Here is a 22,782-nt window from a genome sequence, read left to right on the forward strand (position 1 = left end):
TCATGGAAGCACTGGCAGGACGGCAGGACCGCGCGGGATTGGGCATGGTGATGATGCTGGCGGCATGGTTCATGTTCGCCTGCACCGACAGTTCGGTCAAATGGCTGGTCCTGGGCGGGCTGGGCGCGTTCCAGCTGGCCTTTGCCCGCTATGGCGTGGCGCTGATCCTCTCGGTCATCTCGATGCGCCACCGCGCCTTTCGCGGTACCCGGCTGACCCCGCGCCAGATCCATCTGTTGCTGATCCGCGCGGCCTTGCTCGTCACCTCGACGCTCAGCAATTTCTATGCGCTGCGCTATCTGTCCCTTACCATGACCGCCGCCATCATGTTTTCGTCCCCGATCATCGTGTCTGCGCTGGCGGTGCCACTCTTGGGCGAGAAAATAGGGCCCTGGCGCTGGTTCGCCATCGGCCTGGGCTTTGTCGGCGTGCTGTGCGTGGTGCGCCCGTTCGGGGCCGGGTTTCACTGGGCCTCGGCGCTGATTGTCTATAACGCCACCGCCTTGGCGCTGTTTTCCATCATCACCCGCAAACTGTCGGGCGAGGTGGCAACCCAGGTCATGCAGATCTGGGCCGGTGCGATGGGGACACTGGTGCTGCTTCCCCTGGCGATCTGGTCCTGGCAGCCGATCTCGGGCACGCTCACTTGGGCGCTCTATCTGGCCATCGGCGCCTTCGCCTGGACCGGGCACGAGATTTTTGCCCGTGCTCATCGCTATGCCGACGTGAGCCTCTTGATGCCGTTTTCCTACAGTTACCTGGTGTATATGGCAGGCGCGGGCTGGTTGCTATTCGGTGCCCTGCCCGATGGGATGACTCTGGTGGGCGCTGGCATTATCGTGGTTTCGGGGCTGATCATCTGGTGGCGAGAGAACCGACCGGGAGGCGCGACATGACATCCGTTCTGTGTATTGGCGAGGCGATGGTCGAGATCTCGCTGGCGCCGGACCGGCCCGACAGCGCCGGGCTGGGTTTTGCCGGTGACACACTGAACACCGCAATCTACCTCAAGCGCGCCGCACCCGCCCTGAACGTGGCCTATGGAACCAAACTGGGACATGATGGGCTGTCGGAACGAATGATCGCCATGATGAGCGCCGAAGGACTCGATACCGGTCTGATCCGGCGTAGCGATACTCGCGTGCCGGGTCTCTATGCCATCAGCACCGACGACACGGGTGAGCGGACTTTCACCTATTGGCGTGACAACTCGGCCGCGCGGCGGTTGATGGAGCCCCCAGGGCTGGAGGAAACGGATCTTTCCGGGTTCGATCTGGTTTACTTGTCGGCGATATCGCTGGCCATTCTTCCCCCGGCGGGACGGGCGCGCTTGATGGGGTGGCTCAGGCATTACCGCGATGCCGGTGGCCGCGTGGCCTTTGACAGCAACTATCGCCCGGCCCTTTGGTCGGATCAGGGCACCGCGCAGGAAACCGTGACCGACGCCTGGCGGCTTGCCGATATCGGCCTGCCAAGTCTCGACGACGAGATGGCGCTGTTTGCCGATCCGGATGAGGTGGCAGTGCTTGCGCGCCTGCGTGCTCATGGACTTGTCGAAGGCGTTCTGAAGCGCGGCGCGCGCGGCCCCCTGCCGCTGGACGGCGCACCGCCGCTTGTGGTCGATCCGGCGACTGACGTCGTCGACAGCACGGCCGCAGGTGACAGCTTCAACGCAGGTTATCTGGCCGCCCTGCTGGAAGGGCATGACCAGGACACCGCAATGCGGGCGGGGCACGACTTGGCGCTCCGGGTGATTGGCCATCGGGGCGCCATATTGCCACGAGAAAATGCATGACGGGAAAACCGATGCATGCGGTGCTGATAGGTCTGGGAATGGTTGCCGACTTGCACGCCACTGCGATTGCGGCCACCGATGGAGAGGTACGCCTTGCCGCGGTCTATGGCCGCAATCCCGAGCGGGCCCGTGCCTTTGCCAACCGGCACGGTGGACCACGGGTTATGACATCTCTGGACGAGATCGTCGCTGATAGGACACTTGATTTCGCAATCCTGGCCACCCCGCCGGATGCGCGCGCGCCATACATCACGACCTTTGCGCGCCGTGGCCTGCCTGTCCTGACCGAGAAACCGCTGGCCCGGACAGTCGGCGAGGCACGCGCGCTTGTCGAAACCTGCGAGGCGGCGGGCCTGCCCCTGGGGGCTCTGCTGCAACACCGAATGCGCCCCGCTGCGCTGGCATTGCAAGACCGCCTTGCGCAAGGCGAGCTGGGCGAGATCGCCACCGTCGAACTGCGTGTGCCCTGGTGGCGTGACCAGAGCTATTATGACACGCCCGGGCGCGGCACCCGCGCCCGCGATGGCGGCGGTGTGCTGATCACCCAGGCAATTCACAGCCTCGACTTGATGCTACAGTTCTGCGGCCCGGTGGCCGATGTGCAGGCCGTCACTGCCACCTCGCCCCTGCATCGGATGGAGGCCGAGGATTTCACCGCCGCCGCCCTGCGCTTTCGCTCGGGCGCGGTGGGATCGGTCATGGCCTCGGTCACCCACTACCCCGGCGGCGCCGAGGAAATCATCCTGAACGGCTCCGCTGGGTCGGCGTATCTGGCGGCAAACCGGCTGTTAATCCATCGGCACGGGTACCCGGCAGAAGAGATCGGCGCATTATCCGGCACCGGCGGCGGCGCCGATCCGATGGCCTTCTCGCACGACTGGCACCGAGCGGTGATCGCCGATTTCGCCGAGGCACTGCGCAATGGCAGGCAACCCGCAATCACCGGGCGCTCGGCCCTGCCGGTGCAAGCACTGATCGCGGCAATCGAACGCTCGGCAAGAACCGGGCAACGGCAGGAGGTGGTTGATGGCTGAACCGATCCGGATGGGCGTCGTGGGCATCGACCACCGCCATATCTATACGATGACCGAACACATGCTGGCGGCGGGCTGCGTGCTGACGGGTTGGCAGACCGATGGCGCGCCGAACACTCTGGATGGGTTCTTGGCGCGCTTTCCCGACGCGCCGCGACGGGACCGAGCCGAGGATGTGATCGACGACCCCGAAATCGACCTGATCCTGACCGCCGCCGTGCCTTCGGACCGCGCGGGTATTTCCGTTCGGGCGATGCGGGCAGGCAAAGACGTGCTCAGCGACAAGCCCGGCGCGCTGCATGCGCTCGACGTGGCCGAACTGCGCCGAACGGTTGACGAGACCGGGCGCATCTGGGCGGTGGATTTCTCGGAACGGTTCGAAGTGCCTGCGATGACCCGCGCGCTGGAGTTGATCGCGGAGGGTGCGATTGGTGGGGTGATCGGCACTGTCGGCCTTGGCCCGCATCGCCTGAACGCTGCCACCCGGCCCGACTGGTTCTGGGACCGTGACCGCAACGGCGGCATTCTGGCCGATATCGGGTCACACCAGATCGACCAGTTTCTGGCCCTGACTAGACAGGAGACAGCAGATGTGGTCATGGCCCATGCCGCCTGTCTTCGCGAACCGGGGTTTCAGGACTTTGGCGAAATCGTTCTCCAGGCCGGGCGCGCACGCGGTTATATCCGGGTCGACTGGTACACGCCCGATGCGCTACCCAACTGGGGTGACGGGCGGCTTTTTGTGACCGGGACCACCGGCACCATCGAGTTGCGCAAATATGTCGATCCGGGCGGCACGCCAGGGACCGACCACCTGATCCTGGTCAACGGCGAGGTCTGCGACAAGCAGCAAGCCTCCGACGCTGGTCTGACCTTCTTTGCCGCACTCGCGCATGACATCCGTCACCGGACGGAAACCGCCATGCCACAGGAACGCGTGTTTACCGTCTGCGATCTGGCCATTCAGGCACAGGGGATGGCCGAATGCTGATCTTCGCCGCCGCTGTCTTTTTCCTGATCATCACACCCGGACCCGGCGTGCTCTCGACCGCCGGTGTCGGTTCGGCCTTCGGCGCGCGGCCCGGCACGCGCTATGTGCTGGGACTTTTCATCGGCACCAACATGGTGGCGCTGGCGGTGGTCTCGGGCCTCGCCGCCATACTGCTGGCCGATCCACGCATCCGCACCCTGCTGTTTGTGGCCTCGACCGCGTATCTCTTGTACCTCGCCCTTCGGATCGCCACAGCGGGAAGCCGGATCGCCTTTATCGAGGCCGCCCGCCCGCCCGGCGTTCTGGACGGGATCGCACTGCAAATGATCAACCCCAAGGCCTATGCGGTGAACACAACCCTGTTCTCCGGCTTTGCCTTTGGCGGGAACAGCCTGTTGGCGGAAACCCTCCTCAAGTTCCTGATCGTCAACGCGATCTGGATTCCCATCCACTTCCTGTGGCTTTGGCTGGGCATCACCTTGCGCCGGCTCGACCTCGGCCATCGCGCCCACCGGGCCATCAACATCGGCATGAGCGCTTCGATGCTGATCGTTGTGGCATTGGCGCTCACTTATCAGTTCACCGGTATACGGCCATGAAGATCAGCGCAATCACCACCCACCTGCTCGACCACAAGCTGGAGCAGCGTTTCGAAAGCGCCTCGTCGGGCTTCGACCGGCGCTCCCATCTGCTGGTCGAAGTAACCACCGACGCCGGGCTGACTGGCTGGGGCGAATGCCTTGGCCCGGCCCGGCTGAACGCCGCTTTGGTCCAGGGTATGGCGCCGCTGCTGATCGGGCAAAACCCGCTGGAGACCGAGAGACGCTGGATCGAGGTCTATCACGCTTTGCGCGATCAGGGTCAGCGTGGCCTGACGATCACTGCGCTGTCTGGCATCGATATCGCGCTGTGGGATATCAAGGGCAAGGCCTGGAACGCGCCCATCTCGACCCTGTTGGGCGGGCGGTTCCGCGAACAGGTGACCGCCTATGCCACTGGCGGTTTCCGCAAGCCTGGCCGCGACCGTGTGACAGATATCGCGGCCGAGGTAGCGCGCTACAAGGCGGACGGGTTCAAAGCCGCAAAGATCAAGATCGGTTTCGACGTGGACGAGGATCTCGAGGTCATCGCCGCCTGCCGGGACGCCATAGGCCCTGAGATGCGCCTGATGATCGACGCCAATCACGGCTATGACATGATCGAGGCGATCCGGCTGGGCCGTCTGGCCGAACCCTATGACATCGACTGGTTCGAAGAACCCGTCCTGCCCGAACAACTCGACGCCTATGCTGATGTCCGCAACGGCCAGCCGATCCCGGTCGCGGGCGGCGAAACATGGCATGGGCGCTGGGGCATGAAGGATCCCGTCGAACGCCGCTGCGTCGATATCCTGCAACCCGACATCTGCGGCACCGGCGGCTTTACCGAAGGTCGCCGCATCGCCGACATGTGCGCCCTGCACGGGATACGCCTTGTGCCGCATGTCTGGGGCACCGGCGTACAACTGGCCGCCTCGCTGCACTATATCGCTGCCTTGCCGCCAAACCCGCCCCGCCCTGAACCGCGCGCGCCCATGCTGGAATTCGACCGCACCGAGATGCCGTTCCGTCAGGCGATCCTGACCCGCCCGCTGGAAGCAGTGCAGGGTGTGCTGACGGTGCCCGACGGCCCCGGCCTGGGGATAGAGGTCGACCGCGACGCCCTGATGGCTTTCCGCGCTTGAATCCGCCACTCTGACGCTGTCCGGAACTATTGGCCTTCGATGTCATAGGGTCCTCACCTGTCCTTTCTTGAACCACGTGCCCCTTCATCAACCGGCGTTCTCTGATATACTGCATCCTGAAGTGTTCAGGATATGGCTTCTGGGCAACCGATAGGCAACCGGCATGACAGTATTGAGGGTTCTTTCGGCAAGGGTTGCGACTACGCTCTTCTTCCTCTGGACGGCAGCCACGTCATCCGTGGCCCAGGCCAACACGATCAGCGGCCTGGAAAGAGGCACGGTCTCGGATGTCGTGAGCACCGAGACCGGCGTCAAGGCAGGGTCTTTTATCGTTGCCCCCATCCCATTCTCCAACCCGGTCCTCGAAAGCGGCCTGACACTTGGGGCGGGGTATCTCTTTACGTTGCCCGGATCGCGCCCGTCGGGCTTCGGGGCGGCAAAGATGAAGACCAGCAATGGCAGCGAGGGCTACGGGTTTGGCGGAGTCGTCAATTTCGCCGACGGCCGCTGGACTCTCGGCCTTCTTTATGGCGATGCGGATTTGAATTACGATCTTCCGGCCACTCTACCGGTCGTCGGAGCCTTTCGGCTGCCGCTGGCGCAAACGGCCAAGATCGCAGTTATGGAAGTCGGCTACAATTTCTCGCCCGAGTTCTCGGTGACAGGATCGTTCACCCATCTCGATTCGGATATCACGTTCAATTCGACCACGATACCGCCGGCGCTCTTGCCGGATCTTGGCGTCGCGGTCGGGATAATCGGCCTTAAATTCAAGTGGGATGATCGCGACGACACGTTCTACCCGACAAGAGGGGGCGTGGCGAGCCTGTCGTTGAGCCACGCGCGCGACGTAGATAGCCTGTTCGGAGGCCAATTGACGACCTCGAACCGGCTCTACTCCAAAACCGTTCTGTCGGCGTCACACTACTGGCAGCTTGGCAACGATGCGGTGATCGCGGCGCGCAGCGTGGTCTGCGGCGCATCCAAATCCGCGCCCTTCTTCGATTCCTGCGGCGTCGGGATGGTGGATGGTATGCGCGGTTTCCCAGCGACTGACAACATCCGCGATTACTCGGCCTCGATCCAGGCCGAGTACCGTGCCCGTTTCGGGCAGAGCCGGTTTGGCTATGTTCTCTTTGGCGGCTACGGAATTGGCGGCAGCGATCTGGGTAGCATGTCGGACAATGCAGGTGGGGCCGCCGTCGGTGCCGGATTGCGGTTCAGGCTCTCCAAAAAATTCGGTCTGGACTATGCCCTCGACGCCGCCATGAACAACGCCGGAGATCATTTTCTATACGTCTCTCTCGGGCAGCGGTTCTGACCATCTGGCCGAGCGAACCTCAAAGCCGCTTGGCGACCTCTTCCAGCATCACCTCGGTCGCTCCGCCACCGATGGACTGAACCCGCGCATCGCGCGCCATTCGTTCGATCGTGCTTTCGCGCATGTATCCCATGCCGCCGTGGAACTGGACGCAATCGTACATCACCTCATTGACCAGTTCACCGCACAGCGCCTTGAGCATCGACACCTCGCGCACCACTTCCTCGCCCGCCGCGTCGCGGGCGGCGGTGGCATAGACGAACTGGCGCGCGGCAGCGACCCGTGCAGACAACATCGACAACCGCTGACGGATCGCCTGTTTCGACCAGAGCGGTGCGCCGAATGCCTGACGCGTCTTAACATAGTCGAGCGTCAGATCCAGCGCCGCCTGCGCCTCGCCCATCGCCATCGCACCGAGCACGATCCGTTCGTTCTGAAAATTCTTCATGATCGAATAGAAGCCGCGCCCTTCTTGGCCCAGAACATTGACGGCGGGCACCCGGCATTCGGAAAATGACAGTTCGGCCGTGTCAGATGACCGCCAGCCGTGCTTGTCCAGCGCTCGCGAAACAGTGAAGCCTGGCGCGCCCTTCTCAACCAGAAACATCGTGACCGACTGGCTGGCCGCTCCGCCAGAGTCGGTCTTGGCCGCCACACAGTAAAGGTCGGCATGCACCCCGTTGGTGATGAACATCTTGGAGCCGTTGAGAACATAGGAGTCCCCTTCCCGCCGCGCGCTGGTGCGGATGCCTTTCACGTCCGACCCGGCGTCGGGCTCGGTCACGGCGACGGCGACGATCTTGCGTCCGGCGATGATGTCCGGCATCCACGCGGCCCGCTGCTCTGGAGTGCCGGCATTGTACAGATGGACCGAGGCCATGTCGGTATGCACCAGCACCGTGATGGCAAAACCCGAATAGGTCGACCGCCCCAGTTCCTCGGCCAGAACGGCCGTGGCCCGGGTGTCCATCGCGCTGCCCCCATACTCCTCGGGATAGCGGATACCGAGAAAGCCCAGATCGCCCATTTCGCGCAGGATCTTGCGGGGAACAGCCCCCTCCTCTTCCCACCGGTCCGCTTCGGGATGCACCCGCTCGGCGACAAATCGGCGGATCTGGTCACGCAGCAACTCGTGCTCGGGTTCCAGAAACAGGTGTCGGGTCATGGGCTCTCCTCCTCGCGGGTCATGGCAGCCAACAGCGTATGTGTCTTGGCGGTCGCCGGGTGCGCTGGCCAGTTCTCGGTCACACGGTGCACTCACAGTCTGCCTCAGTTTCATTGCTTCCGGCAGCGCGGCCGGTTCGCCCCGCTTCAGGTGGGCACTCTTGGGGTGCAGCCCTCGACAACAAGGCCCGGCACCAACGCACGGACCTCGGTGGCGGCTTCATCACCCCGAGCCGGGCGGTCGAGCAAGGCGCGTTCGAATGGCAGAACGGCCACCGGGAATCGGTGTTCAGGCGCCATCGTCATTCCGCTCTCATCCGCCGTCACGCCGTTATCATGCCATATCCCATTCGCCTCGAAAACCAGCCGACCGCTCTCGGGGGTGACTTGATCGAAGCCAAATGTCTGGCCTTCCGGCAAGGTGACAGCAAACCGGTACCGGATTGCTTTACCTCGACCGCGGATCGTTCGATGTAACAGACCGTCCAGCCCCCGGGCGGCAACCATCACGCCCCGAGCCCCTGGAACGGCGTTGCCCGAGCAGGATGGTCGGGGAGGACCCGCGCCAAAGTCACCACCATCCTCGATCGAAGAAACATCGTTGAAACAACCATGTTCCCCGCCCTAGGTTGTTGAACAGCCTGTCCCGGGGAAAAACGGATGCCTATACGGAACACACTCATCGTTGGAGATTTTGCCGAGGTCAACGGCGGTCAGGCCAAGGTCGCCATAGACAGCGCCCGCCTGTTGGCCGATGCCGGTATTCAGGTCAGCTTTTTTGCCGCTTCCGGGCCTGTCAGTACGCTTTTGGAGCATCCCAACATCCGGACCATCTGCCTTGATCAGAAAACGCTGGCCGACAATCCCAGCAGACTCAATGCGATGACCACCGGTTTGTGGAACTTCGATGCGCTCAACGCACTGCGAGAAGAAATGCGCAGACATGACCCGGCGACGACAGTTCTACATTGTCATGGCTGGGCCAAAGCGCTGTCCCCGTCTGTCGGCCGGGCTTTGACCGACGGACGGCTGCCCGTGCTCTATACGATGCACGAGTACTTTCTGGCCTGCCCGAACGGCGGATTTTACGATTACCGCGCCAACGAAATCTGCACGCGAAAGCCGCTTTCTGCCACCTGCCTGACGACAAACTGCGACGCTCGCCACGTCAACCACAAGGTCTGGCGTGTCGCCCGTTCTGCAATAGCTAGGGGGCCCGGGCGCATTCCGCGCCACTTGCGCGATATCGCTTATATTTCTGAAACCCAGTTGAGAGCGATGCGGCCCTACCTTGCCGACGACGTGAATTTGCACGCGCTTCCCAATCCAGTGGCAACAGGCGGCGCCAAGATTGCCTCGACCCGCAACGACACATTCGTCTTTGTCGGACGGCTGTCCCCTGAGAAAGGCGGATTGTTGTTTGCCAAGGCAGCAAAGATGGCAGGTTTCCCCGCGCTCTTTGTCGGCGACGGGCCAGAAGCGCAAAGCATCAGAGAAGCATACCCCGAGGCGGAGATCACTGGATGGGTCACCCCCGAAGAGGTACAGAAGTGCCTGGAAAAAGCGCGTGCGCTGGTGTTTCCCAGCCAATGGTACGAATGTCAGCCGCTTGTGCCGATCGAGGCGCTGCTCCGCGGTGTTCCGGTGGTGTGTGGCAGGTGGACCGCCGCTTCGGAAGTGGTCAAACACGGTGTGAACGGAGTTCTGCACGATACCAGAGACGTTGAAACACTGGCCGATAGCCTCAGAAAGGTTCTCTCTATCGGAGATTTTGATACCTCCGATCTGGAGCGCCAGGTATCCCCGGAAAATCACTTGTCCCGGTTACTCTCGATATACGAGGAAATGTTACAACGGCGGCGTTGATTACCCCCGCTCCCGCCAGGCAGACAAATCCAACCCGAATTCACTTTCGAGCGGATCATAAGTGGCCTCGAACTTTTCCCGCAGACGAAGGAATACGTCATCTGTCTGACCCTTCTTCGCCGGACGCGTATTGAAGCGGCGGTAAATCCCCCGCACGAGTTCATATGTCGGCCCTTTGGGAAGGCGATCTCTGATCGCCATGTTCAATCGGTGAAGGCGGCGGTTGACCACCTCATAGCTTTCGTTGCTCGCCTCGAATGCGTAGTCATCGTAGAAACGCGGATCGATGCCGCACCAGGTGGCAATCCCGGACATGAACGCGGCGGGGTCGCGCTTCAGGTCTTCGAACAGGCAGATCTTCATCCGCTCGTCCCCCAGCCGGTCGCGCCACCGTCGCAGCCATGGCAAGTAATCTGCAAAGTCCAGCGCATGGCGCGCCAATTCGTTGCCGCCGAAATCGTGAGTGCCGCGCTCCGCAGCCTCGAGAAAGTCGGCAAAGCTCATCTCGGCCGGGATATAGGCCCAATTGTTGCTGAAATAGTGATAGACGGACCGGATCTGCGATGCAGGTTCCCTCAAGACAAACAGGCACTTGGGCGCGTTTTCCAGCCTTGGGATCTCCGCCAGCGCTGTCTGGCTGTAGATGTACGCTGGCGTCGCCTCGAACAGCAGGCGAACAGGTCGATCAGAAGGCGCAAACGCCTTGTGATAGTGCTGGAGGCCGAGGCTGAAATTGAAATCGGAACGAAAGGCGTGACTGTCGGGATCCATGAAGAAGCAGGTTTCCTTTGGCGTCGAACCCTGCGCCATTGGATGATCGTCAAGCCAGTCGAAGAACGAGGAAGTCCCGGCCTTTGGGACCCCCGCAATGATCAGATCCGGCATTCGTTGATCCGTTTTCATCCGGCCCGCTTTCCGCCCAACAGCGCGCGCAGGTTCTCTGCCATCTCTTCTGCAAAACGCCCTCGAGAAAAGCGCTCCCTGTACGTCTCTTCCGCCAGAGGTCTCATCTTGGCCAGATCCTCTCGGCCAACGCGCGACAACAGATCCGCCAGCGCCTCGATTTCCAGCGGGAAGGACCAGCCAGTTCTACCTTCGTCAACCAGTTCGTGCATTCCGCTTCGCCGCGCGACGATCACCGGCGTACCGTTCCGGTAGGCCTCGGGAACCACCAGCGGCAATCCTTCCCAACGGGACGGGACCACGAGGGCATCGGCAGATCGATAGTAACTGTCGATCTCACCCGGCCCGACCCAGCCGTGATAGGTTACACCTTCTCCAAACACCGGTAGTTCAGAGCCTCGCACCGGAGCCCCGACAATGTGCAAGCGCAAGTCGCTGTTGCTGGATCGGGCAAGATCGTATGCTGGCAGGAGCAGATCCAACCCTTTTTGATGATCGAACCTGCCGACAAACAAGAGATTCACACGGCTCGATCCAGGCGTTTCGAACCGATCCGCCCGAGCCTCTGGTTCAGGAGGATCCACCGCATTTTCGACAATGACGTGACGCCCGCGATAGGCAAACCTCTGAGCAGTGTCAGCATCCGAGGCAGAAACGTTGACAACCAGATCCGCCAGTCCGCACAGGTTGCCCTCTACAAACCGAATGATGCGTGACTTCCAACCATCGGTTTGTAGCGTATTCGCTGCCCAGCAATGAGCACAATACACCGCGGGCGTTCTATCTCCTGACAAACGCAGAAGCGTCAGAGGCAATAGCGAGAACGTGCTGTGGAAGAAGTAGAGTTCGGGGCGCAACAGTCTTTTTTGCCGCCAGAAGGCGCGCACAAGGTTCCACATCGCCACCGGTCCGCGCCGGTTTCTTGCAAAAGTGATGGCGCGCGTGGCGTCGCGCAGAATTCCCTTGTCGGATTCGGGTAACAGAACCGAAAGCGAGAATCCGAAAGGCACCAGTGACTCCAGCAGGTCCTGGTAACGGCCGACGCCGCCCTGAGCGGTTTCGCAGACACTCAAGATCCTGGTCGTCGCGTCGCCCGGCTTTTCAACACCGCCCGAAACGCCCGCTGTTCTCCCCTTTCCTACCGCGTCCCCCGGATGATTCTCGCTTCTTTGGTTAACCATATTTGTCTTGCTCAACGATACTGTTCCGAAATCACGCAAGATTCGGCTTCTCAGGTTGCAACTGTTGCCAAACATTTAACAGAAACAGACTGTTTCCAGGTTGGAACTTAGCCGACTGTCTCAAATTATGCGAAAATCCATATGAATGTGGTACCTCTAAGTTTCGTGGATATCTTTTTTGAGTTTCGTAGGGTTTTTTTGGGCTGGGGGGCTCCGAATGAAGTTGGGAAAGGTTCAGCTGCCGCTGACCGACAGCCGGTGCATGGAGGCCATCGTACTTCCAGAGCGAACAGGGTTCTATCGGAGTGTCGGAAAGCGCGGTTTTGATGTAAGTTTGAGCATTCTGATACTGGTAGCGATGTTGCCGATTATGCTGTTGCTGATGATCATCACGATGTTGGATGGGGGACCTCCGGTGTTCGCTCATGAACGTGTCGGCAAGGGCCACCAGCGGTTCAAGTGTTTGAAATTCAGAACAATGCGTGTTGATGCCGACGTGGCACTCAAAGAGTACCTGGCCGATAATCCGGCGGCGCGAAAGGAATGGGAAGAGCATCACAAGCTTTCCAAAGACCCGAGGGTCACCTCGATTGGCCGGTTTCTGCGCCGTACCAGCCTGGACGAACTCCCACAACTGCTGAACGTGATTTCCGGCGATATGAGCTTTGTCGGGCCGAGGCCGGTGACCGACGAAGAGCTTGGACGTTACGGTGCCCACCTGCCCAAATACCTCGCCCTGCGTCCCGGTGTTACCGGGTTGTGGCAAGTAAACGGGCGGGGACGGGTTTCATATGAAGAGCGCGTGAAGATGGACGCGGCTTATTTCTACGGGCTAAGCTTTCTTGGAGATCTGGGTTTGATGCTCAAGACATGCTTGGTGGTGTTTCAGTGTCGTGGTCGGTAAATGAAGACAACGCAACTAGCACGACCCGCAAGCAAAGGAATGGGTCCATGAACGGCGAGGTATCACTGGCCGATATCTTTCGGCAATCATTCGCCTTCTTGAGGCGACATGCCGTTCGCATTCTCTTTTTGGGGTTTGTTTGCGCTGCGCTTATGATCCTTGCGGTTCAGCAGATGGAGCGCCTGTACAAGAGCTCCGCCCAACTTTTGATAGAACGTCCCGCAACCAATCCGATCGAAGCGGAGAACCCCACTTTTCCGACGACCGGTACCGGCTACGTCGATAGTCAGATCCTGCTGATCGAAGCGGATGATACCTTGATCAAGGTCGTGCGGGACGCGGATTTGACCTCGGAACCATTCTTTCAGTCGCAGCCCCCCGGAATTCTGGATCAAGGCATCGCGGCGCTGAAATCACTGCTGCTGGCAAGGGAGGAAAACGAAAAGGCATTGCCCGAGGGCGCACCGGACCGACCAACCCTCAACGCCAAGAACAAGCTGTCCGAGGCCCTGACTGTCAGCCGCGAGGGCGAAACCAACGTCATCACCATTGATATCCGTGCAAACTCCCCCTCTCTGTCGCGCCGGGTGGCCGAAGCGGTCGCGGCGACCTATGTCGAACTGCGTCTGGATCAACGACGCGAGGACGCAAGACAGATCAGCAAGTGGATTGATGCCCGGGCCGAGGAACTCAGGCAGGAGGTGTCCCGCGCCGAACAAGCCGTAACCGATTTCCGGGTCAAGCACGGGCTGATCGGCGAGGCCGGTGGCGTCACGCTGAGCAACCAGCAAATGACCGAGTTGAATGCCGAACTGGTGGCGGCCAATGCCAATCTGGCGCTCAAGCAAGCCGCTTTGGAGCGGGCACGTGCCTTGCAGCAGCAGGGTGGCGATATCCTGAACCTTCCCGAGGTTCAGACCTCGGAAATCTTGACGGAACTGCGGCTACAGCTTCTGGAAATCGAGTTGCGCGAACGCGATCTGAGCGCGACATCAGGCAGCAACAATACAAGGCTGCAACAAGTACGCGAACAAAAGGCGGCCATCGAAAGGCAGATTGGCGATCAGGTAAACCGCATGATCGGCGTTCTTGCCAACGAGGTCGAAACGGCCGAGAACCATGTGAAGCTTCTGACCGACGCGCTTAGCCTGGTCGGCGGTCAATCCAGCATCGAAATCCGCAACAATGTCGACCTGCAACAGCTTGAGCGCGTGGCCGAAGCCTACCGGATCAGATATGAGCGCTACCTGAACAATGCGGGCCTTGCCGAGGAAATCACCTCTTTCTCGACCAGCGGCACACAGGTGGTGACTTCGGCGACTGTCCCGCTGGAGCCTGTATACCCGCCGGTGAAGGTCTTTGTGATCCTCAGCTTCATGCTGGGCAATATCGCTGGCATTCTGTGGGGACTGGCCCGTGAGGCGCTTGACACCACGTTCAAGACCTCGGCACAGGTCGAAAGCGTTCTGGGCCTCAAGGTGTTGGTGCAATTGCCCAAGCTTTCGAAAACACAGCGCATTCCCGATATCATCGAGCAGGAACCGCTCGCCCCATATACCGAGAGAATTGCGGCGCTGCGCTATTCGCTTCGCAATGATCGCTCGGGCGATAACCTTGCCCCGGTCATCTGCCTTGCGTCGACCACCCCACAAGAGGGAAAAACCTCTATCGCCGCGGCCATGGCCACCTCGGGCAGCGTTACAGGGCAACGCGTGCTCCTGATCGACGGGGACCTTCGGCGCGCCGGTCTTTCGGCACAGTTCGGCCTGGAAGATGAAGTTGGTCTTGCCGACATCTTGCAAGGCAGCGAGTGGAAGTCGGCACCATCTGGCACCGATGGGGTTCTGGACATCTTGCCTGCCGGAATCCTCACGGACATGCCGATCAATGCCTTGGAGTCGCCCCGACTGGGCGAGTTGCTCGACCGAGCTCGCCGCGACTACGACATGATCATCATCGACGGCCCACCGGCGGCCAATGCCGCCGACTCAGCTATCCTGTCCCAGAACAGCGACAAGGTAGTGTTTGTCGTACGCTGGGGGCAGACCGAGTTCTCGGCGGCGGAACGGGCTTTGACTCGTCTCTCCCGCCGGAAAATCGTCGGCGCGGTGATTAACTTCAGCGAGTTGGACGATGACCCTTGGCTCGGTGAAACCTATCGCCTTTATGACCGGCCACATGCCACGTCCAAGAAACCACGTACCGGGAAAGTGACCTCGATTGCGGATTGGGGGCGAAGGGCATGACGTCCGCAACACCCAGGGCAACAACGCCCCGGATGTTGCTTTGGGCGACCACGGTTCTGTTGGCTACGCTGTCATTGACCTGGATACAGGTGGCATCCGCCGCAGGCTTTCAACTCAAGGTTCCCTATGTTGCCACCATAGCTCTGGGGATCGTGCTGTGCGGCTCTCCGAGCCGTTTTGCGACCGGACTCAACGCGTTGCTGCCAGCAGTGTTCCCCTGGCTAATTGTCTACATGATCTACTTGGCCCTTCTGTCGATCAACCTCGCCGGCGCCCCATCCAAGGGGATCGTGCTGCGACAGGTTTTTTTTGTGATTTGCGGATTGACCTTCGCGGTGAGTTTGGTCGCTGCCACGGCCGATAATCGCATCTTGCGGCGCGGCGGCGCATTGGCGATCGTTTCTTTCTTTGTGGTAACCGAATACCTGGCACGCCAAATCGGTTTAAGCTGGATCACCGCCATAATCCGCTTCGCGACAACCGGAGATCTGGACTACATTTTCTATCATTTCCTGCGGGAGATCTTCCAAACGGTGGCCCCTGCCGGAGTCGAGGTCCCGGCCTCTGAGAAAAACATTGTTGCAGTATGCGTGTTTACTGCCCTCATCTTGTTCAGATCGGGGCATACAAGCGCCAAGCCCGATATTCTCGGCATCGCGTTGACACTGTTCCTTCTCGGTGTCCTGGTGGTATTCAACACCCGCTCGGTACTCATGATCTCGGCCCTAGGCATTCCGACCGCTGCCTGGATCAGGCTATTGCGCGAAGGCGTTCGTAATCCGGGCGAATTCTACATCAAATCCTTCGCCATCCTGGCTCTGTTAATAGTGCTGATCCTGTTGCTATCGGCCGGATCGGCCGCGATGGATGAATTGGAAGCGCGATTGTCATTCAATGACAATTCGACCGAAGGCAGGCTCTCACAATACAGTTGGGCCTTGTCCCAGATCGAGCGAAATCCGCTGCTCGGGTCCGGCCTGATCGAACTCAAAGGACAACTCGTCCACAATCTATTCCTGGGCGCGTGGCTGCACGCCGGACTTGCGCCCTTTCTTCTTGTCGTCTCCACCTATCTGCTGATCGTCTTGTCATGGCTTAGATTTGTGGCGGCTATCGTTTTCCGGCCAGCACTCTGGGTTCTGCCGCTTCGTGCCGAATGGGTGGCCATTCTTCCCATGCTTCCCTTGTTCAGGGTGTGGGTGGCCGGAGACGCAGGGCACCCTGGATTTGGCGAGTGGATCGCGCTGGGCGCGTTTTTTGGACTCGTCGCGGCCAATCGACTGGCCCAAAACGCCTCTTCCCGAAATGCTAAACGGCCGTCCGGCATCAACCTCGTGGTGACATGACAGTGATTGCCAATACACCGGGCAGCGCATTCGCCGCGCGCCTGTCTCAGCAAAGTAGACAACGTGAAAAGGACCAGAGATCCTCCACACCCGATCGGCGGCAAAGAGGCAGCGCCACACTGGGAAAGACACTGGATCGGCAATGAAAGAGGGGAGAACAATGCCATCGCCGACGGTCACGGTTGGTGTAGCAACAGCGAACCGTCCTCAGGTGGTGGCTGAGTTGATCCGCTATCTCGCATCCTTGTCCGATGCACCGGATCGCGTCATGCTCTCGATCTCGGACGCCAAAGACGTCGACCCCACGTCCTTCCCGGAGGTTCCCTTTCAACTTGAGGTCATACGCTCGGAAAAGGGGTCCTGCGCGCAGCGGAACGCGATCCTGAAACACGAGAGAGACCGGGACATCGTCTTGTTTCTGGACGATGATTATCTGATCGCCGATGGTTTTCTGACGGAATTGCGCCAACTTTTCACCGAACACAGCAATGTCGTTCTTGCCACCGGTCGTGTAGTCGAAGATGGCGCCCGAGGCCCCGGGTTGGATTTCTCCGAAGGTCTGCGCATCCTTCGCAGCGCATCTACCGAGATTGGCGGCAACATGATCAGCGATGTCAGATCGGCCTACGGCTGCAACATGGCGCTGCGCCTGCCGGTTTCAGGCGAACCGGTAGAGCTGTTCGATGAGACCCTGCCCCTGTACGGCTGGCTTGAAGATCTTGACTTCTCGCGGCGGGTGGCGCGACGCGGTCGGGTTATCCGCGCCGATACGCTGGTCGGCGTCCACCTGGGAACAAAGATCGGTCGCACCAAAGGCAAGATGCTGGGTTACTCACAAATCGCCAACCCGATCTATCTGTGTCGCAAGGGAACCGTTGGCTGGCCACATGCCTTGCGATTGATGACCCGGAATATCCTGGCCAATCTCGTCGGCTCGCTTCGGCCGGCGCCATGGGTCGACCGTCGGGGCCGTTTGCATGGAAACTTCATCGCTCTCGCCGACCTCGCCCAAGGACGATCCTCGCCGACCCGTATCCTGGATTTCCGGTATGAGAAATGACCCGGATGCGCCGATGACGGATAAGACTGTGCAGCAGCCCCAAAGCGGCCCCCGAATGCGTATTCGTTCCCTGATGGGCTGGGGAGTTTCAGCGCAACTGATCTACGTCGCCTGCCAGTTCGTGACACTGATTGGATTGACCCGGTTCGCGACAGTCTCGGAAGTCGGCATGTTCGGGCTTGCCTCGGCGATTGTGATACCAGTCTTCTTCTTCTTTGGTCTCGGCATGCGGGTCAACGTCGCGTCGTCGCTGCAATCGGATTACGCGTTTCGCGATTTCCTGTTTCTTCTATCGGTCTCGCTGGCAGCCGGGCTGGCATTGGTTTCGGCTATCGGTGTGCTCTCGTTCAGCGGTAGTCAACTTCTGATCTTGCTCATCCTGGCAGCGACCAAATCCGCCGAGTGCCTGTCTGAACTCTGCTACGGGGTTTTCCAGCGATACGACCGGATGAACCTCGTCGCAGGTTCGATCGTTTTGCGAAGCGCCGCCGGAACCGCGCTGTTTGTCGCGCTTCTTGTTTCGGGCCTGCCCGTAGTCTGGGCGTTCTCGGCACAGCTTCTTGTCTGGTCAACAGTCGCCTTGCTGCTCGACCTGCGGGTTGCAACAACACTTTCCCGGGCAAATCAGGATACCAGCTCACATCGCTCGGACAGGGTTTACAGGCTGGCCAGGGAATCAATCCCGCTGGCCGCAAATGGATTGCTGTCCGCTTTGCAGGGAAACATGCCCCGATATGTGATCGCATGGCTTCTGGGAACAGCGGCACTGGGGCAGTTCACGGCCGTTGCCTATGCCATGCAGGCGATCACAACGGTGACAATGGCCGCAGTCCAGTCACTGGTGGCCCGTTTTCGCGAGTATATCGCGGCATCGCGCCGCCACGCTTTGACAAAGACCTTCATCCGCCTGTTTGCCGGTCTGACCCTGATAGGGCTCGTCTGTGTCGGTGTGTCGGTCCTGATTGGCGACTGGCTGGTCCAAACCGTGTTCGGACCTGACTACGTGGATCTTGGGGCACTCTTGGCGGTTTGCGTTCTTGCCGGATTACTGCGCGCGTCCACTCTGGTTCTCCAGGGGAGCCTGATGGCCGGGCGCGCGTTTTCGATCGTGCTGCAAATGCGGATGGTATCCATGGCGGTAATGCTGTCAGCCTGTACTCTTGGCGGGATTCTTGGTGGCCTTGTGGGGGTTGCCATTGGAATGTGCACTGCCCTTACCGTGTTTCTGCTCATGCTGGTTCGCGCGGTCAAGACGCATGTGTTTCGACCGATGAGCAATCCATGAGCACATAGGGCAAAATCCCGGTAATCCCGTGTTTGGGCAGTCGAAGTACTATGAGGAGCAAGCTCTGATATGAACCTGATTGATCGCGTTCGGCGACTGAACAATTCATTTCTTGACAGGTTCGCGAAGCAGCGGTTCGTCTTTCATCACGTTCCCAAATGCGGAGGTACTTCGGTCGGGCGCGCGCTCCGGATGCGGTACTTGACCAGTCAGGCCACGGTTAAACCCGAACCTAGCTTCCAAGCCTACAAGGCTTTTTCAGGTCGAACCGACACCGAACAAATGCTGCTCGACGCGAACGACCTGCGTAAGCAGATGATGCTGTATCTGCTCTATGACGACGTGCGGTGCGTTTCACTGCATGCGCCCTTTTCCAGCGCCGCATATCGCGAGTTTCACCAGACCTACAAGTTCATAACCATTCTGCGCGAACCGGTCGCGCGGTTCATCTCTCACTACAATTGGAGCAGCCGCCGCCCCGGTTCCCACGGGTTCATCGAGGAGGATTTCAACGAATTTCTGGACTCCGACCGCGCCCAGCGGATGGGGGCGGAGTATGTCGAGATGTTCGCAGATCTGCCGAACTCGGCGGATATTCGCACCGCGGATGCTGTCGAAATGGCGACCTCCAATCTGGCAAAGTTCGATGTCATAGGGCGTCTGGACGATCTGGAAGGATTTGCAAGGGATATCCACACGGCCCTGGGCGTTCGGGTGAAAATCGGCCATGCAAACAAGACCCTAGGCGATGCGCAAGTCACAGCCAGGGATATTGGCCCCGAGCAGCTTGAAAAGATCTGTGAGATTTGCGCGCCGGATATCGCGGTCTGGAACGCGCTGTTCGGCCCCAATTGAACAAGACCTATGCAGCCAGCTTGCGCGCCAGATACCTGACAAGCGGCAGGGGGGCGTCTGTCATGGCGTTTACCGCACAACTGCGCCTTAGCAGATCCAGAGATTTCGGACAGCTGTCAGGCGCCGGGCCGTTCGAGCCGCCAATCCACTCCCAGGGCGAAAACCCCGGATGCGCCATTCGCCTGTTCAGGATTGGCCCCCACTCGGTGTAAACATGTTTCGAGTTGTCGAAGATCCGTCTTGCGCCCCGGCGCGCGGCGAACTTGACAGCCTCTGCCTCGGTGTCAAAGGTCAGTACCAACCCGGCAACCTCGTCGGGGTCGTTGTGGGGCGCGACCGGATATCCCGCCTTTTTCAGCGCTTTCGTCAATATGGCCACCCGGGATCGCGTCTTGCTCAGTCGACGGGGAAGTTTCTTTAGCTGCACCCGCAGGATCGCTCCCTGGATTTCACTGATACGATAGTTACTGCCAAGAAAAATGGCATCGCGGTCCGGCACGCCCGCAGTCCGAAAGCCGATACCCATGTCATGCGCGTTGCGCGCCCGGGCCATCAGGCCGCTGGTGTTAGACAAGACCGCCCCGCCTTCGCCGCACGTCATGTTCTTGTGCTGGTTGAAGCTGAAGGTTCCGATATCCCCGATAGTGCCACAAAAACGGCCCTTGTACCGGACACCCACCGCCTGACATGCATCCTCGATCACCTGCAAACCGTACTGCTGGGCGACCGGCATAATGCGTTCCATGTCGCAGGGGCGGTTGAGCATATGGACAGGAATGACAGCGCGGCAGCGCGGCGTAATTTTGGCGACAAGATCGTCGGGATCCATGCACAACGTGTCGTCCACTTCGACCAACACCGGAACCGCGCCCACCAGCAAGACAGCCCCGGCGCTTGCCATCCACGTGTACGCAGGCACCAGCACCTCGTCACCAGGACCGATGCCACAAGCCTGCAAGGCGCAAATCAATGCCGCCGTTCCGCTGCTCACGGCCAGCGCCTGGCCGGCGCCGGTGTAGACCGCAAGTTCCTTCTCGAAATTCAGACAGGTATGCAGCCCGTCATCGGTCCGCAGCAAGGTCCCGTTGGCAAAAACCCGACCGACCGCAAGCCATTCACGCACCCCTAGACGAGACATTCGGCCCCCATCCTGTAAACCGGGAATCCGGTCAACAACCGGTTGCCGCACGGTTTGGTTAATGTGACACTCGTTGTCGCATCATGAAGCATCTAAGCAAATTTTCCATGCCCTTTCAAAGTCTCAATGAACTCGAAAACGGCAGCCGGTTGAGTGCCGACCTTCTGATCGTCGGCGGTGGTGCGTGTGGGTTGACCCTCGCCCGTACCTTGTCGGGACAGGGCAAGCGGATCATCCTGCTGGAAAGTGGCGGATGGGCCGAGGACGCTGATCATGAAGCCTTGAACAGGGTGGAGATGGATGGCTGGTCCAGCGCCGAGTTGTCGATGCGGGAACGGTATCATGCGAACCTGACAGGTCTTTGGGCGGGCGAAAACCAGGGGTATGGCGTCCGATGTAGGGGCTTGGGCGGTTCGACACAGGCCTGGGCCGGAAAGTCAGTGCCGTTGGATTCGCTGGACTACCAGAAACGGGATTGGATTCCCTATTCCGGCTGGCCATTTGCGGCTGTGGAATTGCAACCTTATGTCGAAGCGGCGGCCAAACTCTTGAACCTAGGACAACCGGTCTTTGATGAACGTGTCTGGGAGATGCTTGGACGGCGTATCCCTTCTCCTCGCATAGAAGGAGAGGTGTTTCGCACCATTTTCTGGCAGTTCGCGCGCTCTCGATATCGGCAGACCGACATGATGCGGTTCGGTTCCGATTTTCGCGCCAACCCGCCACCGGATGTCAAGGTGCTCCTGAATGCGACAGTGACAAACCTGCTGTGTACGGAAAATGGCCGGGCGATAACCGGCGTCGAGACACAGAGCTTGTTGGGGCGAAAGGCCACCCTGCACGCCCCCATTTGCGTTCTTGCAGCCGGCGCTATCGAGAACGCCCGCCTGCTGTTGATGTCGCGCGACCGGCATGCCAACGGCGTTGGCAACGCCCGCGATCAGGTCGGGCGCTATCTGATGGATCATCCGACGGCAACGGTTGCCCATGCCGCGCCGGGGCAGGCAAAGGAACTGGCGGCAAGGTTCGGTCTTTTTGGGCATCGCGAGGGAGGGCGCATACATGTTCACATGTACGGTGTCGCCCTGACCGAGGGGTTTCAAAAAGCTGAACACACCCTGAACGGCGCCGTTTTTGTCACCGAGGAGCGCATGCCGGACGACCCGTTTGCCGCCCTCCGGCGTTTGCTTCGACGGCAGAGCAAATCCCGCCTGTCCGATGCAAGCCTGGTGCTGAGAAACCCGGTGCTCTTGGCCCGTGGGTCGGTGACACGCGCACTGGATCGCGGATACATTCCCGAACCCGTGGCGAAGATGCTTGCCGACACGGCACTGCGGTTTTTCCCCAACACGGTGGCGCGCGATTTCAGCAACGGGCGACTGCCGGTCAAACTGGCGGGTTTGCGGTTCGAAGCAACGACCGAACAGCCCCCCTGCCCTCAAAACCGGATCATTCTGTCGGACCGGCGCGATCCCTTCGGGCTTCCGGTTCCCCGCGCGATCTGGACACCGGGCGCCGAAGCCCGCAGCAACCTGTTGCGGATCGGCAGACACCTCTGTGACAGCTTTGACTCAGCCGGCTTGCCGCCCCTGGCCCCCGCCCCCTGGATCAGTCAGGGCTTGCCGGGTGACGCCACGGTCATGGACCTGGGTCACTCTCTGGGAACGACCAGGATGTCCGACGACCCTGCGACCGGTGTTGTCGACAGAAATTGCGAGGTGCATGACGTCTCTGGGCTTTTCATCGCCGGAGGCTCGGTCTTTCCAACCTCGGGTCATGCCAATCCCACTCTTACCATGCTGGCCTTGTCGCTGCGCCTGGCGGAACACCTGAAAAAGAGACAGGACTAAGCGGTCGGGCCATGCCAACAAGCGGCAGATTGGCGCGCCATCGACCAATCTGCGGAATGGCCATTGCAAACACAATCAAAATATTGAATATATAAGATGCCGGGCTGCGCATGAGACGCG

At 60.3% G+C, this 22,782-nt stretch carries 20 protein-coding genes; 15 read left to right on the forward strand and 5 right to left on the reverse strand.

What is annotated here, in order from left to right:
- Positions 1–2: 2 nt before the first annotated feature.
- The 7 genes from OE747_RS00750 to OE747_RS00780 all read left to right on the forward strand — a co-directional run bounded on the left by OE747_RS00750 (position 3) and on the right by OE747_RS00780 (position 6,864).
- The gene (locus tag OE747_RS00750) at positions 3–896 is read left to right on the forward strand and encodes a DMT family transporter (RefSeq protein WP_263826700.1); all 894 of its coding nucleotides are present in this window, start codon (positions 3–5) and stop codon (positions 894–896) included.
- On the forward strand, positions 893–1,795 hold the full coding sequence (locus tag OE747_RS00755; RefSeq protein ID WP_263826701.1) for a sugar kinase: 903 nt from the start codon (positions 893–895) through the stop codon (positions 1,793–1,795). The genes OE747_RS00750 and OE747_RS00755 overlap by 4 nt, the downstream gene beginning before the upstream one ends.
- Positions 1,792–2,829, forward strand: coding sequence for a Gfo/Idh/MocA family protein (locus OE747_RS00760; protein WP_263826702.1), 1,038 nt, complete (start codon positions 1,792–1,794; stop codon positions 2,827–2,829). Before OE747_RS00755 ends, OE747_RS00760 begins: the two co-directional genes overlap by 4 nt.
- Positions 2,822–3,820, forward strand: coding sequence for a Gfo/Idh/MocA family protein (locus tag OE747_RS00765; RefSeq protein ID WP_263826703.1), 999 nt, complete (start codon positions 2,822–2,824; stop codon positions 3,818–3,820). The genes OE747_RS00760 and OE747_RS00765 overlap by 8 nt, the downstream gene beginning before the upstream one ends.
- Positions 3,814–4,419, forward strand: coding sequence for a LysE family translocator (locus OE747_RS00770; RefSeq protein ID WP_263826704.1), 606 nt, complete (start codon positions 3,814–3,816; stop codon positions 4,417–4,419). The genes OE747_RS00765 and OE747_RS00770 overlap by 7 nt, the downstream gene beginning before the upstream one ends.
- Entirely contained in the window at positions 4,416–5,543 is a 1,128-nt protein-coding gene (locus OE747_RS00775) for a mandelate racemase/muconate lactonizing enzyme family protein (RefSeq protein WP_263826705.1), read from the forward strand. The genes OE747_RS00770 and OE747_RS00775 overlap by 4 nt, the downstream gene beginning before the upstream one ends.
- Positions 5,544–5,706: 163 nt before the next feature.
- Positions 5,707–6,864: a BamA/TamA family outer membrane protein gene (locus tag OE747_RS00780; RefSeq protein WP_263826706.1), complete on the forward strand. Its 1,158-nt coding sequence runs from the start codon at positions 5,707–5,709 to the stop codon at positions 6,862–6,864.
- Positions 6,865–6,883: 19 nt separating this feature from the next.
- Here the strand turns inward: OE747_RS00780 and OE747_RS00785 are convergent, their stop codons facing one another.
- Together OE747_RS00785 and OE747_RS00790 are read right to left on the reverse strand one after the other, a co-directional pair.
- Positions 6,884–8,029, reverse strand: a complete 1,146-nt coding sequence (locus OE747_RS00785) for an acyl-CoA dehydrogenase family protein (protein WP_263826707.1) — start codon at positions 8,027–8,029, stop codon at positions 6,884–6,886.
- A gap of 146 nt (positions 8,030–8,175) precedes the next feature.
- Entirely contained in the window at positions 8,176–8,538 is a 363-nt protein-coding gene (locus OE747_RS00790) for a hypothetical protein (protein ID WP_263826708.1), read from the reverse strand.
- Between the two features lie 150 nt (positions 8,539–8,688).
- On the opposite strand from OE747_RS00790, the gene OE747_RS00795 reads away from it, so the two are divergent.
- Positions 8,689–9,894: a glycosyltransferase family 4 protein gene (locus OE747_RS00795; protein WP_263826709.1), complete on the forward strand. Its 1,206-nt coding sequence runs from the start codon at positions 8,689–8,691 to the stop codon at positions 9,892–9,894.
- On the opposite strand, the gene OE747_RS00800 is transcribed toward OE747_RS00795, so the two are convergent.
- Positions 9,895–10,779 (reverse strand): sulfotransferase family protein, encoded by an 885-nt coding sequence (locus tag OE747_RS00800; RefSeq protein WP_263826710.1) that lies wholly within the window; start codon positions 10,777–10,779, stop codon positions 9,895–9,897. It lies immediately after the preceding gene.
- A gap of 14 nt (positions 10,780–10,793) precedes the next feature.
- Positions 10,794–12,017, reverse strand: a complete 1,224-nt coding sequence (locus OE747_RS00805; protein ID WP_263826711.1) for a glycosyltransferase family 4 protein — start codon at positions 12,015–12,017, stop codon at positions 10,794–10,796.
- Positions 12,018–12,195: 178 nt separating this feature from the next.
- Here OE747_RS00805 and OE747_RS00810 point away from each other — a divergent pair, with 178 nt between their 5' ends.
- The 6 genes from OE747_RS00810 to OE747_RS00835 all read left to right on the forward strand — a co-directional run bounded on the left by OE747_RS00810 (position 12,196) and on the right by OE747_RS00835 (position 19,674).
- Positions 12,196–12,882, forward strand: a complete 687-nt coding sequence (locus OE747_RS00810; RefSeq protein WP_263826712.1) for a sugar transferase — start codon at positions 12,196–12,198, stop codon at positions 12,880–12,882.
- The gene (locus OE747_RS00815; RefSeq protein WP_263826713.1) at positions 12,849–15,128 is read left to right on the forward strand and encodes a GumC family protein; all 2,280 of its coding nucleotides are present in this window, start codon (positions 12,849–12,851) and stop codon (positions 15,126–15,128) included. The genes OE747_RS00810 and OE747_RS00815 overlap by 34 nt, the downstream gene beginning before the upstream one ends.
- Positions 15,125–16,474, forward strand: a complete 1,350-nt coding sequence (locus OE747_RS00820; protein WP_263826714.1) for an O-antigen ligase family protein — start codon at positions 15,125–15,127, stop codon at positions 16,472–16,474. Before OE747_RS00815 ends, OE747_RS00820 begins: the two co-directional genes overlap by 4 nt.
- Positions 16,475–16,634: 160 nt before the next feature.
- Positions 16,635–17,534, forward strand: a complete 900-nt coding sequence (locus tag OE747_RS00825) for a glycosyltransferase family 2 protein (protein WP_263826715.1) — start codon at positions 16,635–16,637, stop codon at positions 17,532–17,534.
- Between the two features lie 13 nt (positions 17,535–17,547).
- On the forward strand, positions 17,548–18,819 hold the full coding sequence (locus OE747_RS00830) for a lipopolysaccharide biosynthesis protein (RefSeq protein WP_263826716.1): 1,272 nt from the start codon (positions 17,548–17,550) through the stop codon (positions 18,817–18,819).
- A gap of 69 nt (positions 18,820–18,888) precedes the next feature.
- Positions 18,889–19,674 carry a sulfotransferase family protein gene (locus OE747_RS00835; protein WP_263826717.1) on the forward strand — a complete coding sequence of 262 codons (786 nt, stop codon included), beginning with the start codon at positions 18,889–18,891 and terminating at the stop codon, positions 19,672–19,674.
- 7 nt (positions 19,675–19,681) lie between these two features.
- On the opposite strand, the gene OE747_RS00840 is transcribed toward OE747_RS00835, so the two are convergent.
- Positions 19,682–20,812: a DegT/DnrJ/EryC1/StrS family aminotransferase gene (locus OE747_RS00840; protein WP_263826718.1), complete on the reverse strand. Its 1,131-nt coding sequence runs from the start codon at positions 20,810–20,812 to the stop codon at positions 19,682–19,684.
- 107 nt (positions 20,813–20,919) lie between these two features.
- Here OE747_RS00840 and OE747_RS00845 point away from each other — a divergent pair, with 107 nt between their 5' ends.
- Positions 20,920–22,662 (forward strand): GMC oxidoreductase, encoded by a 1,743-nt coding sequence (locus tag OE747_RS00845; protein ID WP_263826719.1) that lies wholly within the window; start codon positions 20,920–20,922, stop codon positions 22,660–22,662.
- The last annotated feature ends 120 nt before the right edge of the window (positions 22,663–22,782 follow it).

Source organism: Ruegeria aquimaris, assembly GCF_025751555.1.
Lineage (GTDB): Bacteria > Pseudomonadota > Alphaproteobacteria > Rhodobacterales > Rhodobacteraceae > Ruegeria_B > Ruegeria_B aquimaris.

Excerpts from the sequence above, each read along its gene's own strand:
- OE747_RS00750 (WP_263826700.1), top strand. The coding sequence starts at position 3 with ATGGAAGCACTGGCAGGACGGCAGGACCGCGCGGGATTGGGCATGGTG.
- OE747_RS00755 (WP_263826701.1), top strand. The coding sequence starts at position 893 with ATGACATCCGTTCTGTGTATTGGCGAGGCGATGGTCGAGATCTCGCTG.
- OE747_RS00760 (WP_263826702.1), top strand. The coding sequence starts at position 1,792 with ATGACGGGAAAACCGATGCATGCGGTGCTGATAGGTCTGGGAATGGTT.
- OE747_RS00765 (WP_263826703.1), top strand. The coding sequence starts at position 2,822 with ATGGCTGAACCGATCCGGATGGGCGTCGTGGGCATCGACCACCGCCAT.
- OE747_RS00770 (WP_263826704.1), top strand. The coding sequence starts at position 3,814 with ATGCTGATCTTCGCCGCCGCTGTCTTTTTCCTGATCATCACACCCGGA.
- OE747_RS00775 (WP_263826705.1), top strand. The coding sequence starts at position 4,416 with ATGAAGATCAGCGCAATCACCACCCACCTGCTCGACCACAAGCTGGAG.
- OE747_RS00780 (WP_263826706.1), top strand. The coding sequence starts at position 5,707 with ATGACAGTATTGAGGGTTCTTTCGGCAAGGGTTGCGACTACGCTCTTC.
- OE747_RS00785 (WP_263826707.1), bottom strand. The coding sequence starts at position 8,029 with ATGACCCGACACCTGTTTCTGGAACCCGAGCACGAGTTGCTGCGTGAC.
- OE747_RS00795 (WP_263826709.1), top strand. The coding sequence starts at position 8,689 with ATGCCTATACGGAACACACTCATCGTTGGAGATTTTGCCGAGGTCAAC.
- OE747_RS00800 (WP_263826710.1), bottom strand. The coding sequence starts at position 10,779 with ATGCCGGATCTGATCATTGCGGGGGTCCCAAAGGCCGGGACTTCCTCG.
- OE747_RS00810 (WP_263826712.1), top strand. The coding sequence starts at position 12,196 with ATGAAGTTGGGAAAGGTTCAGCTGCCGCTGACCGACAGCCGGTGCATG.
- OE747_RS00815 (WP_263826713.1), top strand. The coding sequence starts at position 12,849 with ATGCTTGGTGGTGTTTCAGTGTCGTGGTCGGTAAATGAAGACAACGCA.
- OE747_RS00820 (WP_263826714.1), top strand. The coding sequence starts at position 15,125 with ATGACGTCCGCAACACCCAGGGCAACAACGCCCCGGATGTTGCTTTGG.
- OE747_RS00825 (WP_263826715.1), top strand. The coding sequence starts at position 16,635 with ATGCCATCGCCGACGGTCACGGTTGGTGTAGCAACAGCGAACCGTCCT.
- OE747_RS00830 (WP_263826716.1), top strand. The coding sequence starts at position 17,548 with ATGACGGATAAGACTGTGCAGCAGCCCCAAAGCGGCCCCCGAATGCGT.
- OE747_RS00835 (WP_263826717.1), top strand. The coding sequence starts at position 18,889 with ATGAACCTGATTGATCGCGTTCGGCGACTGAACAATTCATTTCTTGAC.
- OE747_RS00840 (WP_263826718.1), bottom strand. The coding sequence starts at position 20,812 with ATGTCTCGTCTAGGGGTGCGTGAATGGCTTGCGGTCGGTCGGGTTTTT.
- OE747_RS00845 (WP_263826719.1), top strand. The coding sequence starts at position 20,920 with ATGCCCTTTCAAAGTCTCAATGAACTCGAAAACGGCAGCCGGTTGAGT.